The organism is Streptomyces goshikiensis (genome assembly GCF_014650555.1).
Lineage (GTDB): Bacteria > Actinomycetota > Actinomycetes > Streptomycetales > Streptomycetaceae > Streptomyces > Streptomyces goshikiensis.
In genome coordinates this window covers 208,573-222,108 of the sequence record NZ_BMVE01000013.1, presented here as the reverse complement: position 1 = coordinate 222,108, position 13,536 = coordinate 208,573, and the positions used below count along the sequence as shown (strand labels likewise).

General features: G+C 71.6%; 12 protein-coding genes. 5 read left to right on the top strand and 7 right to left on the bottom strand.

The annotated features are described in order from the left end of the window. Window positions 1–11: 11 nt before the first annotated feature. Complete coding sequence (locus IE248_RS30010) at window positions 12–1,184, bottom strand: acyl-CoA dehydrogenase (RefSeq protein ID WP_008741779.1); 1,173 nt, start codon at window positions 1,182–1,184, stop codon at window positions 12–14. 216 nt (window positions 1,185–1,400) lie between these two features. Here IE248_RS30010 and IE248_RS30005 point away from each other — a divergent pair, with 216 nt between their 5' ends. From IE248_RS30005 to IE248_RS29995, 3 genes are all read left to right on the top strand, one after another. Further along, on the top strand, window positions 1,401–2,744 hold the full coding sequence (locus IE248_RS30005) for a UDP-glucose dehydrogenase family protein (protein ID WP_008741778.1): 1,344 nt from the start codon (window positions 1,401–1,403) through the stop codon (window positions 2,742–2,744). A 115-nt stretch (window positions 2,745–2,859) separates the two neighbouring features. Then, window positions 2,860–3,222 (top strand): VOC family protein, encoded by a 363-nt coding sequence (locus IE248_RS30000; RefSeq protein ID WP_073797679.1) that lies wholly within the window; start codon window positions 2,860–2,862, stop codon window positions 3,220–3,222. 24 nt (window positions 3,223–3,246) lie between these two features. Next, window positions 3,247–4,503, top strand: coding sequence for a glycosyltransferase family 87 protein (locus IE248_RS29995; RefSeq protein WP_073797678.1), 1,257 nt, complete (start codon window positions 3,247–3,249; stop codon window positions 4,501–4,503). On the opposite strand, the gene IE248_RS29990 is transcribed toward IE248_RS29995, so the two are convergent. The 4 genes from IE248_RS29990 to IE248_RS29975 form a co-directional block, all read right to left on the bottom strand. After that, on the bottom strand, window positions 4,500–5,576 hold the full coding sequence (locus tag IE248_RS29990) for a membrane dipeptidase (RefSeq protein ID WP_037793451.1): 1,077 nt from the start codon (window positions 5,574–5,576) through the stop codon (window positions 4,500–4,502). The genes IE248_RS29995 and IE248_RS29990 overlap by 4 nt on opposite strands. A gap of 292 nt (window positions 5,577–5,868) precedes the next feature. Continuing rightward, entirely contained in the window at window positions 5,869–7,059 is a 1,191-nt protein-coding gene (locus tag IE248_RS29985) for a dipeptidase (RefSeq protein WP_190032212.1), read from the bottom strand. Then, window positions 7,056–7,607 (bottom strand): 5-(carboxyamino)imidazole ribonucleotide mutase, encoded by a 552-nt coding sequence (gene purE, locus IE248_RS29980; RefSeq protein WP_008741773.1) that lies wholly within the window; start codon window positions 7,605–7,607, stop codon window positions 7,056–7,058. Before purE ends, IE248_RS29985 begins: the two co-directional genes overlap by 4 nt. Continuing rightward, window positions 7,604–8,743, bottom strand: a complete 1,140-nt coding sequence (locus IE248_RS29975) for a 5-(carboxyamino)imidazole ribonucleotide synthase (protein ID WP_073778593.1) — start codon at window positions 8,741–8,743, stop codon at window positions 7,604–7,606. The genes purE and IE248_RS29975 overlap by 4 nt, the downstream gene beginning before the upstream one ends. Before the next feature lie 210 nt (window positions 8,744–8,953). On the opposite strand from IE248_RS29975, the gene IE248_RS29970 reads away from it, so the two are divergent. After that, window positions 8,954–9,520 (top strand): GtrA family protein, encoded by a 567-nt coding sequence (locus IE248_RS29970; RefSeq protein WP_008741771.1) that lies wholly within the window; start codon window positions 8,954–8,956, stop codon window positions 9,518–9,520. A gap of 37 nt (window positions 9,521–9,557) precedes the next feature. On the opposite strand, the gene IE248_RS29965 is transcribed toward IE248_RS29970, so the two are convergent. After that, window positions 9,558–10,826, bottom strand: coding sequence for a sensor histidine kinase (locus IE248_RS29965; protein ID WP_008741770.1), 1,269 nt, complete (start codon window positions 10,824–10,826; stop codon window positions 9,558–9,560). Between the two features lie 13 nt (window positions 10,827–10,839). Next, the gene (locus IE248_RS29960; protein WP_008741769.1) at window positions 10,840–11,517 is read right to left on the bottom strand and encodes a response regulator transcription factor; all 678 of its coding nucleotides are present in this window, start codon (window positions 11,515–11,517) and stop codon (window positions 10,840–10,842) included. Window positions 11,518–11,962: 445 nt separating this feature from the next. Between IE248_RS29960 and IE248_RS29955 the strand changes: the two genes are divergently transcribed. Next, window positions 11,963–13,477 carry a peptide MFS transporter gene (locus IE248_RS29955; protein WP_073797676.1) on the top strand — a complete coding sequence of 505 codons (1,515 nt, stop codon included), beginning with the start codon at window positions 11,963–11,965 and terminating at the stop codon, window positions 13,475–13,477. Window positions 13,478–13,536 lie beyond the last annotated feature (59 nt).

The following is a 13,536-nucleotide window of genomic DNA, read 5'->3' as shown; positions in this document are numbered from 1 at the left end:
GTTGAAGCAGGTCAGGGCAGGTTACGGGCCATGACGATGCGCTGCACCTGGTTGGTGCCTTCATAGATCTGCGTGATCTTCGCGTCGCGCATCATGCGCTCCACGGGGTAGTCACGGGTGTAGCCGTAGCCGCCGAGCAGCTGGACGGCGTCCGTGGTGACCTCCATGGCGACGTCGGAGGCGAAGCACTTGGCCGCGGCGCCGAAGAAGGTGAGGTCTTCCTTGTCGCCCCCGGCGGAGACGCGCTCCGACTTGGCGGCGGCCGAGTACGTCAGCTGGCGGGCGGCCTCGATCTTCATGGCCATGTCCGCGAGCATGAACTGGACGCCCTGGAAGTCGCCGATCGGCTTGCCGAACTGCTTGCGCTCCTGGACGTAGCCCTTGGCGTAGTCCAGGGCGCCCTGGGCGATGCCGAGCGCCTGGGCCGCGATGGTGATGCGGGTGTGGTCCAGGGTCTTCATGGCGGTGGCGAAGCCGGTGCCCTCGGCGCCGATCATGCGGTCGGCGGGGATGCGGACGTTGTCGAGGTAGACCTCGCACGTCGGGGAGCCCTTGATGCCGAGCTTCTTCTCCGGGGCGCCGAAGGAGACGCCCTCGTCGCTCTTCTCCACGACGAAGGCGCTGATGCCCTTGGAGCGCTTCTCGGGGTCGGTGACGGCCATCACCGTGTAGTACTCGGAGACGCCCGCGTTGGTGATCCAGCGCTTGACGCCGTTGAGCACCCAGAAGTCCCCGTCGCGCACGGCGCGGGTCTTCATGCCGGCCGCGTCCGAGCCCGCGTCGGGCTCGGAGAGGGCGTACGAGAACATCGCGTCGCCCTTGGCCAGCGGGCCGAGGTACTTGGCCTTGAGCTCCTCGGAGCCGGAGAGGATCACCGGGAGGGAGCCGAGCTTGTTCACGGCCGGGATGAGGGAGGAGGAGGCGCAGACGCGGGCCACTTCCTCGATCACGATCACGGTGGCGAGGGCGTCGGCGCCGGCGCCGCCGTAGGTCTCAGGGACGTGGACGGCGTGCAGGTCGTTGGCGACGAGCGCGTCGAGGGCCTCCTGCGGGAAGCGGGCCTCTTCGTCGACCGCGGCCGCGAACGGCAGGATCTTCGCCTCGGCGAGAGCGCGGACGGACTCGCGGAGCATGTCGTGCTCTTCGGCCGGACGGTACAGGTCGAAGTCGGCAGAACCCGCCAAGATCTCTCACTCCCCAGGTGGTGACTGATGCTAACTACCGTTAAGTAACCCAAATCTTAGTGTCCGGGGTCCCGGCAGCGATATCCAACGCCTACGTGAGCTGCGTGACAGCGCCGCGCGCGGCCGTGCTGACGAGGGGATTCCCCGGCAGCGTCCCCCCGCGCGGGGCCGACTATGCTCGGTTGCCGCAATCGCCCCGCCACCTCTGGAGCACGCATGGCCCTCAAGATCACCGTGATCGGCACCGGCTACCTCGGTGCGACGCACGCCGCGGCGATGGCGGAGCTGGGCTTCGAGGTGCTGGGCCTGGACGTGGTGCCGGAGAAGATCGAGATGCTGGCCTCCGGCCGGGTCCCGATGTACGAACCCGGGCTGGAGGAGCTGCTGGCCGCGCACGTGGCCGGACTGCCGGGCTCGACGGGGCGGCTGCGGTTCACGACGTCCTGGGAGGAGGTCGGCGCCTTCGGTGACGTCCACTTCGTGTGCGTGAACACGCCGCAGAAGCACGGCGAGTACGCGTGTGACATGTCGTACGTGGACTCCGCGATGGAGTCGCTGGCCCCGCACCTGACGCGGCCGGCCCTGGTCGTGGGCAAGTCCACCGTGCCGGTCGGCTCCGCGGAGCGCCTCGCGGCGAAGCTGGCCTCGCTGGCCCCGGCGGGCGACGAGATCGAGCTCGCGTGGAACCCGGAGTTCCTGCGGGAGGGCTTCGCGGTGCAGGACACCCTGCACCCGGACCGGCTCGTGATCGGCGTCCAGGGCGAACGCGGCGAGAAGCTGCTGCGGGAGGTCTACGCGACGCCGATGGGCGAGGGCACCCCGCTGGTGGTGACGGACTTCCCGACCGCGGAGCTGGTGAAGACCGCGGCGAACTCCTTCCTCGCGACGAAGATCTCCTTCATCAACGCGATGGCGGAGGTGTGCGAGGCCGCCGGTGGTGACGTGGTCAAGCTCGCGGAGGCCATCGGGTACGACGAGCGCATCGGGGCGAAGTTCCTGCGCGCCGGGATCGGGTTCGGCGGCGGCTGCCTGCCGAAAGACATCCGCGCCTTCATGGCGCGCGCCGGCGAGCTCGGCGCGGACCAGGCGCTGACGTTCCTGCGGGAGGTCGACTCCATCAACATGCGGCGCCGCGGGCACATGGTCGAGCTGGCGCGCGAGGCGGTCGGCGGCTCCTTCCTGGGGAAGCGGGTGGCGGTCCTCGGCGCCACGTTCAAGCCGGACTCGGACGACGTGCGGGACTCCCCCGCCCTGAACGTGGCCGGGCAGATCCACCTCCAGGGCGGCCAGGTCACCGTCTACGACCCCAAGGGCATGGACAACGCGCGCCGCGTCTTCCCGACGCTCGGGTACGCGGACTCCGCGCTGGCGGCGGCGCGGGGCGCGGAGGTCGTGCTGCACCTGACCGAGTGGCGGGAGTTCCGCGATGACCTCGACCCGGCCGCGCTGGGCGAGGTCGTCACCGACCGCCTGATGCTGGACGGGCGCAACGCGCTGGACCCCGCCGCGTGGCGCGCCGCCGGCTGGACCTACCGCGCGATGGGCCGCCCCCGAGCCTGACCCTCTGCCCCGGGCTCCGCCCGGACCCGCGGCTCGAACGGCGGCGGGGCTGAACGGCGGGGCCGGGGGGCGGGGGTGGCCCGGGGAACGGGGGTGGGGTGCGTAGGGTGGGGGCATGGTTGTTGCCAAGCTCGGGGCCGTCGTCGTCGACTGTCCCGATCCGCTCGCCCTCGCCACCTTCTACGGCGAACTCCTCGGCGCAACACCCGTCGTCGACGACGAGACCTGGGTGGACCTCGCCGGGTACGAGGGGACTCCCCTCGCGTTCCAGCTGGCTCCCGGCCACGTCCCGCCCCGCTGGCCCTCCCCGGAGGGGTCCCAGCAGTTCCACCTCGACCTCACCGTCGAGGACCTCGACGCCGCCGAGGAGCGGATCCTGGCCCTCGGCGCCACCCCCCTCGACACCGGCGACAAGTCCCGCACCTGGCGGGTGTACGCCGACCCCGCGGGCCACCCCGTCTGTCTCTGCGCCGGCTGAAAAGCCATGGGTAGACTCCGGCCGGTGACCACGACCAGCGGCCTCCGGCCCACCCCCCGCGCCGCCGCACGCCCGGCATCGAGAGCGCCCCGCCCCGGCACCCTCGTCGCCGTCGCCGGCGTCTGGGTGGTCACCCGGGTCGTGATGGCGCTGATGCTCGTCCACGGCTTCCACGGCTCGGACATAGTCCGCGTCGAGGTCTCCGTGACCTACCACAACTGGTACAACGTGCTGGTCACCGGCACGATGCCGCACAACGACATCATGTGGCAGTACCCCCCGGCGGCCGCGGCGATCTTCCTCTCGCCCGACCTGCTGCCCTTCCTCACCTACTTCCAGGCCTTCGTCGCGCTCACCGTGCTCTGCGACGGCCTGATCCTCCTCGGCCTGTGCCGGGCCGCCCGCCGCTCCGACGGCAGCATCGCCGGCGCCCTGCTGTGGCTCGGCGCGCTGCCGCTGCTGATGGCGACCCCGTTCGCCCGGTACGACGTACAGGTCACCCTGCTCGCCGTCGCCGCGCTGCTCTGCCTGCGGTTCCGGCCCCGCCTCGGCGGCGTGATCGCGGGCATCGGCGCCATGGTCAAGGTGTGGCCCCTGCTCACCCTGCTCGGCACCCCGCGCGGCAAGTCCACGCGGGACGCGTTCGTCGCGGCCGCCGTGTCCTGCGTCGCGCTGCTCGTCGTGTTCTCGCTGCTCTTCCGCGACACCCTCGGCTTCCTCGGCAACCAGGGCGACCGCGGCATCCAGATCGAGTCGCTCGGCGGTTCGGTGCTGATGTTCCTGCGGGTCGTCGACCTCTGGCCCGGTGAGATCACCTTCCAGTACGGGGCCTTCGAGTACACCGGCCCGTACGTCAGCGCCATCGCCCGGGCCTCGCTGGCGCTGACGGTGGCCGGCTTCCTGCTGCTCCTGCTGTGGCGCGTCAAGGCGCGGCGCTGGACGACCGCGACCCCGCTGGACGCCGCGTTCTGCGCGATCATGGTGTTCACCGTCACCAGCCGCGTGCTCAGCCCGCAGTACCTGATCTGGCTGCTCGGCCTCGCGGCGGTCTGCCTGACCTGCCGGCACACCACGCAGCGCCCGATCGCCTGGCTGGTCGTGGTCGCCACCGCGCTCACCAACCTGATCTTCCCGGTGATGTACGGGACGGACATCCTGGCGAGCACTCCGCTGGGCACCTTCCTGCTCTGCGCCCGCAACGGCATCCTGCTCTACGCGACGGTGTGGTCCGGGATCCGGCTCTGGAAGGCCACCGTCCCGGCGGACGCCGCGGCGCTCTAGGCCGTCCGCCGGCGCTGGGCCGCGCGCGCCGTGAACTCCGCGTCCCGGAGCACCCGCTGCGCGTTGCCCCAGGTCAGCAGTGACAGGTCGGCTTCTGACCAGCCCCGGTCGAGCAGCTCGGCGATCAGCCTCGGGTAGCCCGAGGGGTCGGTCAGCCCGGCCGGGCGGGGGCGGCCCGGTTCGCTGCCGAAGGCCGCTCCGAGTCCGACGCCGGCCGGGCCCGCGACGGCCCGTACGTGGTCGACGTGGTCCGCGACCGCGTGCAGGGAGTCCCCGGTCCGGGCGGTGTCGAAGGTGACCATCGCCAGCCCGCCCGCCGCCCGCAGCGCGAGCAGCACCTCGTCGGTCACGTTCCCCGGGTGCGGGTTGAGCGCGGCCGCCGCCGTGTTGGAGATGATCACCGGGGCCTTGGAGGCGCCGGCGAGCTGGCAGGCCGCCACGGTCGGGCAGCCGGTCAGGTCCACCAGCATCGAGAGCCGGTTCATCTCCTTGATGACCTCGTGGCCGAAGGCCGTCAGGCCGTCCTCGGCCCAGGGCGCCCCGGCGGGCGCGACGATCCGTACGCCCAGCGCGTGGAAGGCGCGCAGCGCGCCGAGCGAGTCGGTCAGCGTACGGCCGGGGACGGGGCCGAGGAACGAGGCGATGCGGCCCCGGTTGCGGGCGTCCGCGAGGTCGTCGGCGGTCAGCGCCAGGCCCAGGCTGTCGGGGTAACGGCGCATCAGGGTCAGCGCCACGTCGATCTGTTCCAGGGTGTCGGACACCACCTGGTCGGGAGCCGCGGCCTCGCGCGGCGTCAGCAGCGACCAGAACTGGGCGCCCACTCCCCCGGCGCGCAGCCGCGGGATGTCGGTGTCGACGCCCGCGTCCGGGGTGTCGATGTCGTGGTACGGGCTCTGGCGAAGGGTCCAGACGAGGGTGTTGCACCCGTCCGCGACGGGGTGGACGGACAGCAGCGTGGCGGCGCGTTCGAGGGAGCCGCGCGCCGTGGCGGGCGCGGGGACGTCTTCGACTCCGAGGGAGCCCGGTCCCACGGCGGCGGTGGCCGTGTGGGGGTCATCCTGCAGGTCGGCCATGGCGTTCGCTCCGGTCTCGGCGGCAGCAGGGAGAGATGCTGCCACCGTGACACGGGGGCCGCGGGGCCCGCCCGGCGGATGCGGCGTCCGGGTGAAGCCCGCGGGTCCCCCACACGGCCTCCCGGCCGGTCGCCCAGGCGGGTCACCCGCCGGTCACCCCGGCCGTCACCCCCGCCGGTCACCCCGGCCCGCCCCGGCCGGTCGCCCCGGCGGGCACCGCCCGGGCGGCCGTACGTCGCCCCGGCCCGCCGCGCCGAGGCCCGGCGCGCCGAGGCCCGGCGCGCCGGGGCCCTCAGGCGGTGTCGGCCGGGACCGCGTTCGACGGTCCGCGGGACGCCGCCTGCTCGCGGGCCACCGCTTCCGCGTCGCGCAGCGCCCGTACCGCGTTCGACCAGGTCAGCTTGGCCAGGTCCGGCTTCGACCAGCCGCGCTCCAGCAGTTCCGCGATCAGGTTCGGGTAGCCGGAGACGTCGTCCAGCCCGGCCGGGGTGAAGGCGGTGCCGTCGTAGTCCCCGCCGATGCCGATGTGGTCGACGCCGGCGACCTCGCGCATGTGGTCCAGGTGGTCGGCGACCGTCGCGGCCGTCGCCACCGGGCGCGGGTGCTCCGCCTCGAAGGCCCGGTGCAGGGCCATCGCCTCGGGTCCGGTGTCGAGGTGGTGCAGGCCGTGCGCGCGCAGGTTCTCGTCCGCGGCCTGGGTCCAGGCGACCGCCGCGGGGAGGATGAACTTCGGTACGAAGGTGGCCATCGCCACACCGCCGTTGACCGGCAGCAGCTCCAGCACGTCGTCCGGGATGTTGCGCGGGTGGTCGCAGATCGCCAGCGAGGACGAGTGCGAGAAGATCACCGGCGCGGCCGAGACCGCGAGGGCGTCGCGCATCGTCGTCGCCGCCACGTGCGAGAGGTCGACGAGCATGCCGACGCGGTTCATCTCGCGCACGACCTCGCGGCCGAACTCCGTCAGACCGCCGTGCCGGGGCTCGTCGGTCGCGGAGTCCGCCCAGTCGATCGTGTAGTTGTGCGTGAGCGTCATGTACCGCACGCCGAGGCGGTGCAGGGCGCGCAGGGTGGCGAGCGAGTTGTTGATGGAGTGGCCGCCCTCGGCGCCCATCAGCGAGGCGATCCGGCCGTCCGCCCGGGCCGCCTCCATGTCGTCCGCCGTCAGCGCCCGCACCAGGTCGCCGGGGTAGCGGGCGATCAGCTGGTCGACGGCGTCCATCTGCTCCAGCGTGGCGCTGACCGCCTCGTCGCCCGTCAGCTCGGCGGCGACGTACACCGACCAGAACTGGGCGCCGACCCCGCCGGCCCGCAGCCGGGGGATGTCGGTGTGCAGGTACGCCGACTGGTCGCCGGCGATGTCGCGCCGGTCGAGGTCGTAGCGGACCTGCTTGCGCAGCGCCCAGGGGAGGTCGTTGTGGCCGTCCACGACCGGGTGCTCGGCCAGCAGCTCACGCGCCTCGCCCAGGCGCCGCGCCGCGCTCACTTGCCGAATCCGAAGGACTCCGCGCCCGCCACCTTCGCGCGCAGCCGCTTGCCCTTCTCGGTGGCCTGGTCGTTCAGCTCCTGCTGGAACTCCCGCATCCGGCCGAGCAGCTCGCCGTCGTGCGCCGCCAGCATCCGTACGGCGAGCAGGCCCGCGTTGCGCGCGCCGGCGACCGAGACGGTGGCGACGGGAACCCCGGCGGGCATCTGGACGATCGACAGCAGCGAGTCCATGCCGTCGAGGTACTTCAGCGGGACCGGGACGCCGATGACCGGCAGCGGGGTGACGGAGGCGAGCATGCCGGGCAGGTGGGCCGCCCCGCCCGCGCCGGCGATGATCGCCTTCAGGCCGCGGTCGGCGGCCCGCTCCCCGTACTCGACCATCTCGCGCGGCATCCGGTGCGCGGAGACCACGTCGACCTCGTAGGGGATCTCGAACTCGTCCAGGGCCTGGGCGGCGGCCTCCATGACCGGCCAGTCCGAGTCCGAACCCATGACGATGCCGATGACGGGCGGCCGCGGGGAGCCCGTGGTGCTGGAGGTGCTCATGCGGTGATCGTTCCTCTGAGGTAGCCGGCAGCGTGACGTGCGCGCTCCAGCACGTCGTCCAGGTCGTCGCCGTAGGTGTTGACGTGGCCGACCTTGCGGCCGTGCTTCACGTCCTTGCCGTACATGTGGATCTTGAGCTGCGGGTCGTGCGCCATGCAGTGCAGGTACGCCGCGTACATGTCGGGGTAGTCCCCGCCGAGCACGTTGGCCATGACCGTCCAGCGGGCCCGGGGGCGCGGGTCGCCGAGGGGGAGGTCCAGGACCGCGCGGACGTGGTTGGCGAACTGGGAGGTGATGGCGCCGTCCTGGGTCCAGTGGCCGCTGTTGTGCGGGCGCATGGCCAGTTCGTTGACGAGGATGCGGCCGTCGGTGGTCTCGAACAGCTCGACGGCCAGGTGGCCGGTCACGCCGAGCTCCTGGGCGATGCGCAGGGCGAGGGCCTGGGCCTCGCCCGCGAGGGCCTCGGAGAGGTTCGGGGCGGGGGCGATCACCGTGTCGCAGACCCCGTCCACCTGGACGGACTCCACCACGGGGTAGGCCACCGCCTGGCCGTGCGGGGAGCGGACGATGTTGGCCGCGAGCTCGCGGACGTAGTCCACCTTCTCCTCGGCGAGGACCGGGACGCCCGCCTTGAAGGGCGCCTCGGCGTCCTCGGGGGTGCGGACGAACCACACGCCCTTGCCGTCGTACCCGCCGCGGACGGTCTTGAGGATGACGGGGAAGCCGCCGACCTCCTCCGCGAAGGCCGCCGCGTCCGCCGGATCGCTCACGATCCGGTGGCGGGGGCTGGGCACGCCGATCTCGTCGAGCTTGGCGCGCATCACCCCCTTGTCCGCGGCGTGCACCAACGCGTCGGGCCCCGGACGGACGGGGATGCCGTCCGCTTCCAGGGCCCGCAGGTGTCCGATGGGCACGTGCTCGTGGTCGAAGGTGATCACATCGCAGCCGCGCGCGAAGGCGCGCAACGTCTCCAGATCGCGATAGTCGCCGATGACGACATCGCTCACGACCTGGGCCGCCGAGTCCTGTGGTGTGTCACTGAGGAGCTTGAATCTGATGCCGAGGGGGATACCCGCCTCGTGGGTCATGCGGGCGAGCTGACCGCCGCCGACCATGCCGACTACCGGGAACGTCACTCCTCCAGGGTATCCGGCGGTATTGCGCCATCCGGACATGACCCTGGCGCGGACCCGCCCCCGGGCGGCGTGTGCCGTGTGTCGCAGGTGGTCCGAAGGCACAGACGCGGTCGCGGGGCGACACTTAGCATGGGTGGGCTGAGGTACACGAGCGACGCCCGGCAGCGCAGCACCGAAGCATCCCCTACCGGACAGGGACCGAACCGACTCATGAGCACCCCGAAGCACGGACCCGCCCTCGACCGCGTGCGCGCGCTCGTCAGGGAAGTCGCCAAGTTCGGGGCCGTCGGCGGTCTGGGCGTGCTGGTCAACCTGGGTGTCTTCAACCTGATCCGGAGCACGACCGACCTCCAGGTGGTGCGGGCGAGCGTCATAGCCACCGTCGTCGCGATCGCCACGAACTACCTCGGCTTCCGCTACTTCGCCTACCGGGACCGCGCCCAGTCGGGTCGCACCCGCGAGCTGGCCCTGTTCGTCGCGTTCAGCGTGATCGGCCTGGTCATCGAGAACGGCGTGCTGTACACGGCGACCTACGGGTTCGGCTGGGACGGCAAGCTGGAGACCAACGCGTTCAAGTTCATCGGGATCGGTGTCGCCACCGTCTTCCGGTTCTGGTCCTACCGGACCTGGGTCTTCAAGGCCCTGCCCGCCCCGGCCCCGGTGTCGCTGGTCGTCGGGCAGCGGGACGGACAGACCGGGGGCCAGAGCGGCACCCAGGGCGGCGGGGCGCCCGGCGCGCCCGCCGCCCCCCGTACGCCCGAGCCCGCCGGCAAGTGACCGGCCCTCGCCGCGCCCGCTGCGCCCGCCGCTTCCGCTAGCGGACCGTCTGCTCCGCCTCCACCGGCGGCTCCGGGGTGGTCATGCTCAGGAACAGGGCGAACACCGGCGGCTGCGTCTGGAGCAGCTCCAGCCGTCCCCCGTCCGCCTCCGCGAGGTCCCGGGCCACGGCCAGGCCGATCCCGGTGGAGTTGCGGCCGCTGATGGCCCGCTCGAAGATCCGGTTGCCGAGGTCCGGCGGAACGCCGGGACCCTCGTCGGTGACCTCCAGGACCGCCTGGTTGCCGATCACCCGCGTGCGCAGCGCGACCGTGCCGCCGCCGTGCATCAGGGCGTTCTCCACCAGCGTCGCCAGCACCTGCGAGACCGCGCCGGGCGTGCCGACGGCCCGCATGCCGGTCTTCCCGGAGCGCACGATGGCCCGCCCGGCGCTGCGGTAGGCCGGCCGCCACTCCTCGACCTGCTGTTTGACGACCTCGTCGAGGTCGAAGGGGACGGCCGAGCCGGTCCGGGGGTCGCGCGAGTTCGTCAGGAGCCGCTCCACCACGTCCGTGAGCCGCTCCACCTGGGTGAGGGCGATGGTCGCCTCCTCCCGTACGGTCTCCAGGTCCTCGGTGACCGTGATCTCCTCCAGCCGCATCGACAGGGCCGTCAGAGGGGTCCGCAGCTGGTGGGAGGCGTCCGCGGCCAGGCGCCGCTCGGCGGTGAGCATGCGGGCGATCCGCTCGGCACTGGAGTCCAGTACGTCCGCGACCCGGTCCAGCTCGGGCACCCCGTACCTCTTGTGGCGCGGCCTGGGGTCGCCGGAGCCCAGCCGCTCGGCGGTCTCGGCGAGGTCGGTGAGCGGGGAGGCCAGCCGGTTGGCCTGGCGTACGGCGAGCAGGACGGCCGCCACGACGGCGAGCAGGGCCACCGCGCCGACCACGGCCAGGGTCCGCCCGACCTCGCGGGTCACGGTGGAACGGGACTCCTCGACGACCACGAGCTCGCCCTGTTCACCCCGGGCGCTGCCCCGGATGACGCTGTCGGGGATCCGCTCCCCGACCTCGACGGAGACCCGCCCGGGGACCTGGACGCGGGCGTACCGGCCCGCGTCCAGCTGCTCGGCGAGGGCCTGGGCGTCGATCGGTTTCCTCTCCAGGATGTTCGCCTCGACGATGCCGACGAGCCGCAGCGCCTCGGACTCGATGCGGTCCTGGGCGCTGCTGGTGATGGTGCGGGTCTCGACGATCACCAGGGAGACCCCGAAGACGGCGATCACGACGAGCACCACGGCGAGCGTGGAGTTGATCAGGCGGCGGCGCATGGCTCAGTGGGCACTAGCTCTTCTCGAAACGGAAGCCGACGCCCCGGACGGTGGCGATGTAGCGGGGGTTGGCGGCGTCGTCGCCGAGCTTCTTGCGCAGCCAGGAGATGTGCATGTCGAGGGTCTTGGTGGAGGACCACCAGGTGGTGTCCCAGACCTCGCGCATCAGCTGGTCGCGGGTGACGACCCGGCCGGCGTCCCGGACGAGGACCCGCAGCAGGTCGAACTCCTTGGCGGTGAGCTGGAGCTCCTCCTCCCCCATCCAGGCGCGGTGCGACTCGACGTCGATCCGTACGCCGTGGGTGGCCGGGGACTGGGCGGCCTCGGTGGCGCCGCGCCGCAGCAGGGCCCGGACCCGGGCGAGCAGTTCGGCGAGCCGGAACGGTTTGGTCACGTAGTCGTCGGCGCCGGCGTCCAGGCCGACGACCGTGTCGACCTCGTCCGCGCGGGCGGTGAGGACCAGGATCGGGAAGCCGTGACCTTCGGCACGCAGCCGGCGGGCCACCTCCAGGCCGTCCATGCCCGGGAGGCCCAGGTCGAGGACGACGAGGTCGACGCCGCCCTGGAGTCCCGCGTCCAGGGCGGTGGGGCCGTCCTCCCGGACCTCGACCTCGTACCCCTCCCGGCGCAGGGCGCGGGCCAGGGGTTCCGAGATGGATGCGTCGTCCTCGGCGAGCAGTACACGCGTCATGTGGGTGATGGTAGTCCGCACGGACTGAAAGCAGAGGCGCGCTTTCGCACCCCTGGGCATCGAGCGTGCTGAACTACTAACGGCCTTCGAATGTGGTCGAACGGTTCCCGCCAAGCCTGTGATCCATATCTCAAGTCCTTCCATATGCCGCAGTGTCGTGTCGTATGGTGGCGAGACGCCTGATGCACTACCCAGGGGACCTTTGTGCCGAAAAGCGAGCACGAGGCCTCTACTTGTGTTCGGTGAATGACCTGTGGGCCGGGCTCTGCGCGCGAAGCTGTGCGACAGGGCGTGGATCCCGGTCGCGGACCTTCCTTCGCTCCCGCACCCCTGTGGGGCGAGCCCCCGGGCGTGGGGCAGGAGGTGCGTCGCCGGTGCCGGCCACCCCCCACCGGGCGCTGATGAGCTCACGAAGCACAGCGTCCCGATCAAGCAAGGATCGACCATGGCTTCCAGCCTGACGACGGCTTCTCAGAGCCCCGCTCACGAGAAGACCTTCCTCGGCCACCCGATCGGCCTGGCCACGCTGTTCATGACCGAGATGTGGGAGCGCTTCTCCTACTACGGCATGCGTGCGCTTCTCGTCCTGTACCTGGTCTCCGGCGGCGTGGACGCCGCGACCGGGAGCCAGGGCGGCGGCCTCGGCTTCAAGATGGGTGTGGCCACGGCGATCTACTCCGTCTACGTGGCCATGGTCTACCTGATGGCCATGCCCGGCGGCTGGTTCGGTGACCGCGTCTGGGGCGCCCGCAAGACCGTCGCCATCGCCGGCTTCGTGATCATGGCCGGTCACGTGGCGCTCGCGCTGCCCGGCCAGCTCGCCTTCTTCGGTGGTCTGCTGCTGGTCGCCGTGGGCTCCGGTCTGCTGAAGGCCAACATCTCCACGATGGTCGGTCACCTGTACAAGGGTGCGGACGACCCGCGTCGTGACGGCGGCTTCACGCTGTTCTACATCGGCATCAACCTGGGTGCCTTCGGTGCGCCGTTCCTGATCGGCACCGTCGGTGAGGTCGTCAACTGGCACCTCGGCTTCCTGCTCGCCGCCATCGGCATGGGCCTCGGCCTCACGGTGTTCCTGGTCTTCGGCCGCACGCTGAGCCCGCGGAGCAGCATCGTCCCGAACCCGCTGTCGGCCACCGAGCGCAACGGCATCATCGTCAAGGCCGTCGCCTCCTTCGCGATCGTCGCGGCCTTCTACGGCGCCGTGACCGCCATGGGCATGTTCACGATCAACTGGGCGCTGTACCCGATCACCATCGCCGGTCTGATCATCCCGGTCGTCGTCCTGGTCCGCATCAAGCGCGACAAGGACCTCTCGGTTCCCGAGCAGTCGAAGATGACCGCGTACATCTGGTTCTTCGTCGCCGCCGCCGTCTTCTGGATGATCTACGACCAGGGTGGTTCGACCCTGTCGCTGTTCGCCGACTCCAAGACCGGCGGCATCCTCGGCTGGACCCCCTCGACCACCTGGTACCAGTCGCTGAACCCGCTGTTCGTGATGGCGCTGGCCCCGGTCTTCGCCTGGATGTGGCTGTGGCTGGCCCGCAAGAACCAGGAGCCGAACACCATCGTGAAGTTCGCGATGGGCCTGGTCCTGGTCGGCGCGTCCTTCTTCGTCTTCGTCGTCCCGATGGGCATGGCGGGCGACGGCACCAAGGTCTCGCCGATGTGGCTGGTCTCGATCTACATGATCCAGACCATCGCCGAGCTGTGCCTCTCCCCGGTCGGCCTCTCCGTCACCACGAAGATGGCCCCGCAGAAGTACGCCTCCCAGATGATGGGCGTCTGGTTCCTCGCGGTCACCGCCGGTGACTGCACCACGGGTCTGCTGTCGCTGGCCGGCGTCGACCTGAACGGAACCTGGATCATCGGCATGCAGGCGGCCCTCGCCGCCGCCGCCGGCCTCGCGGTGTACATGTACCGCAAGAAGGTCCAGTCCCTGATGGGCAGCGTCCACTGACGCACCCCGCACGCGAGGAGCGGCCCGGCACACCGTGAGGTGTGCCGGGCCGCTCTCTT

What these genes read in the sequence shown, in the direction of transcription:
- IE248_RS30005 (WP_008741778.1), top strand. Translation starts at nt 1,401, where the DNA reads ATGGCCCTCAAGATCACCGTGATCGGCACCGGCTACCTCGGTGCGACG.
- IE248_RS30000 (WP_073797679.1), top strand. Translation starts at nt 2,860, where the DNA reads ATGGTTGTTGCCAAGCTCGGGGCCGTCGTCGTCGACTGTCCCGATCCG.
- IE248_RS29990 (WP_037793451.1), bottom strand. Translation starts at nt 5,576, where the DNA reads ATGGCCGACCTGCAGGATGACCCCCACACGGCCACCGCCGCCGTGGGA.
- purE (WP_008741773.1), bottom strand. Translation starts at nt 7,607, where the DNA reads ATGAGCACCTCCAGCACCACGGGCTCCCCGCGGCCGCCCGTCATCGGC.
- IE248_RS29970 (WP_008741771.1), top strand. Translation starts at nt 8,954, where the DNA reads ATGAGCACCCCGAAGCACGGACCCGCCCTCGACCGCGTGCGCGCGCTC.
- IE248_RS29965 (WP_008741770.1), bottom strand. Translation starts at nt 10,826, where the DNA reads ATGCGCCGCCGCCTGATCAACTCCACGCTCGCCGTGGTGCTCGTCGTG.
- IE248_RS29960 (WP_008741769.1), bottom strand. Translation starts at nt 11,517, where the DNA reads ATGACGCGTGTACTGCTCGCCGAGGACGACGCATCCATCTCGGAACCC.
- IE248_RS29955 (WP_073797676.1), top strand. Translation starts at nt 11,963, where the DNA reads ATGGCTTCCAGCCTGACGACGGCTTCTCAGAGCCCCGCTCACGAGAAG.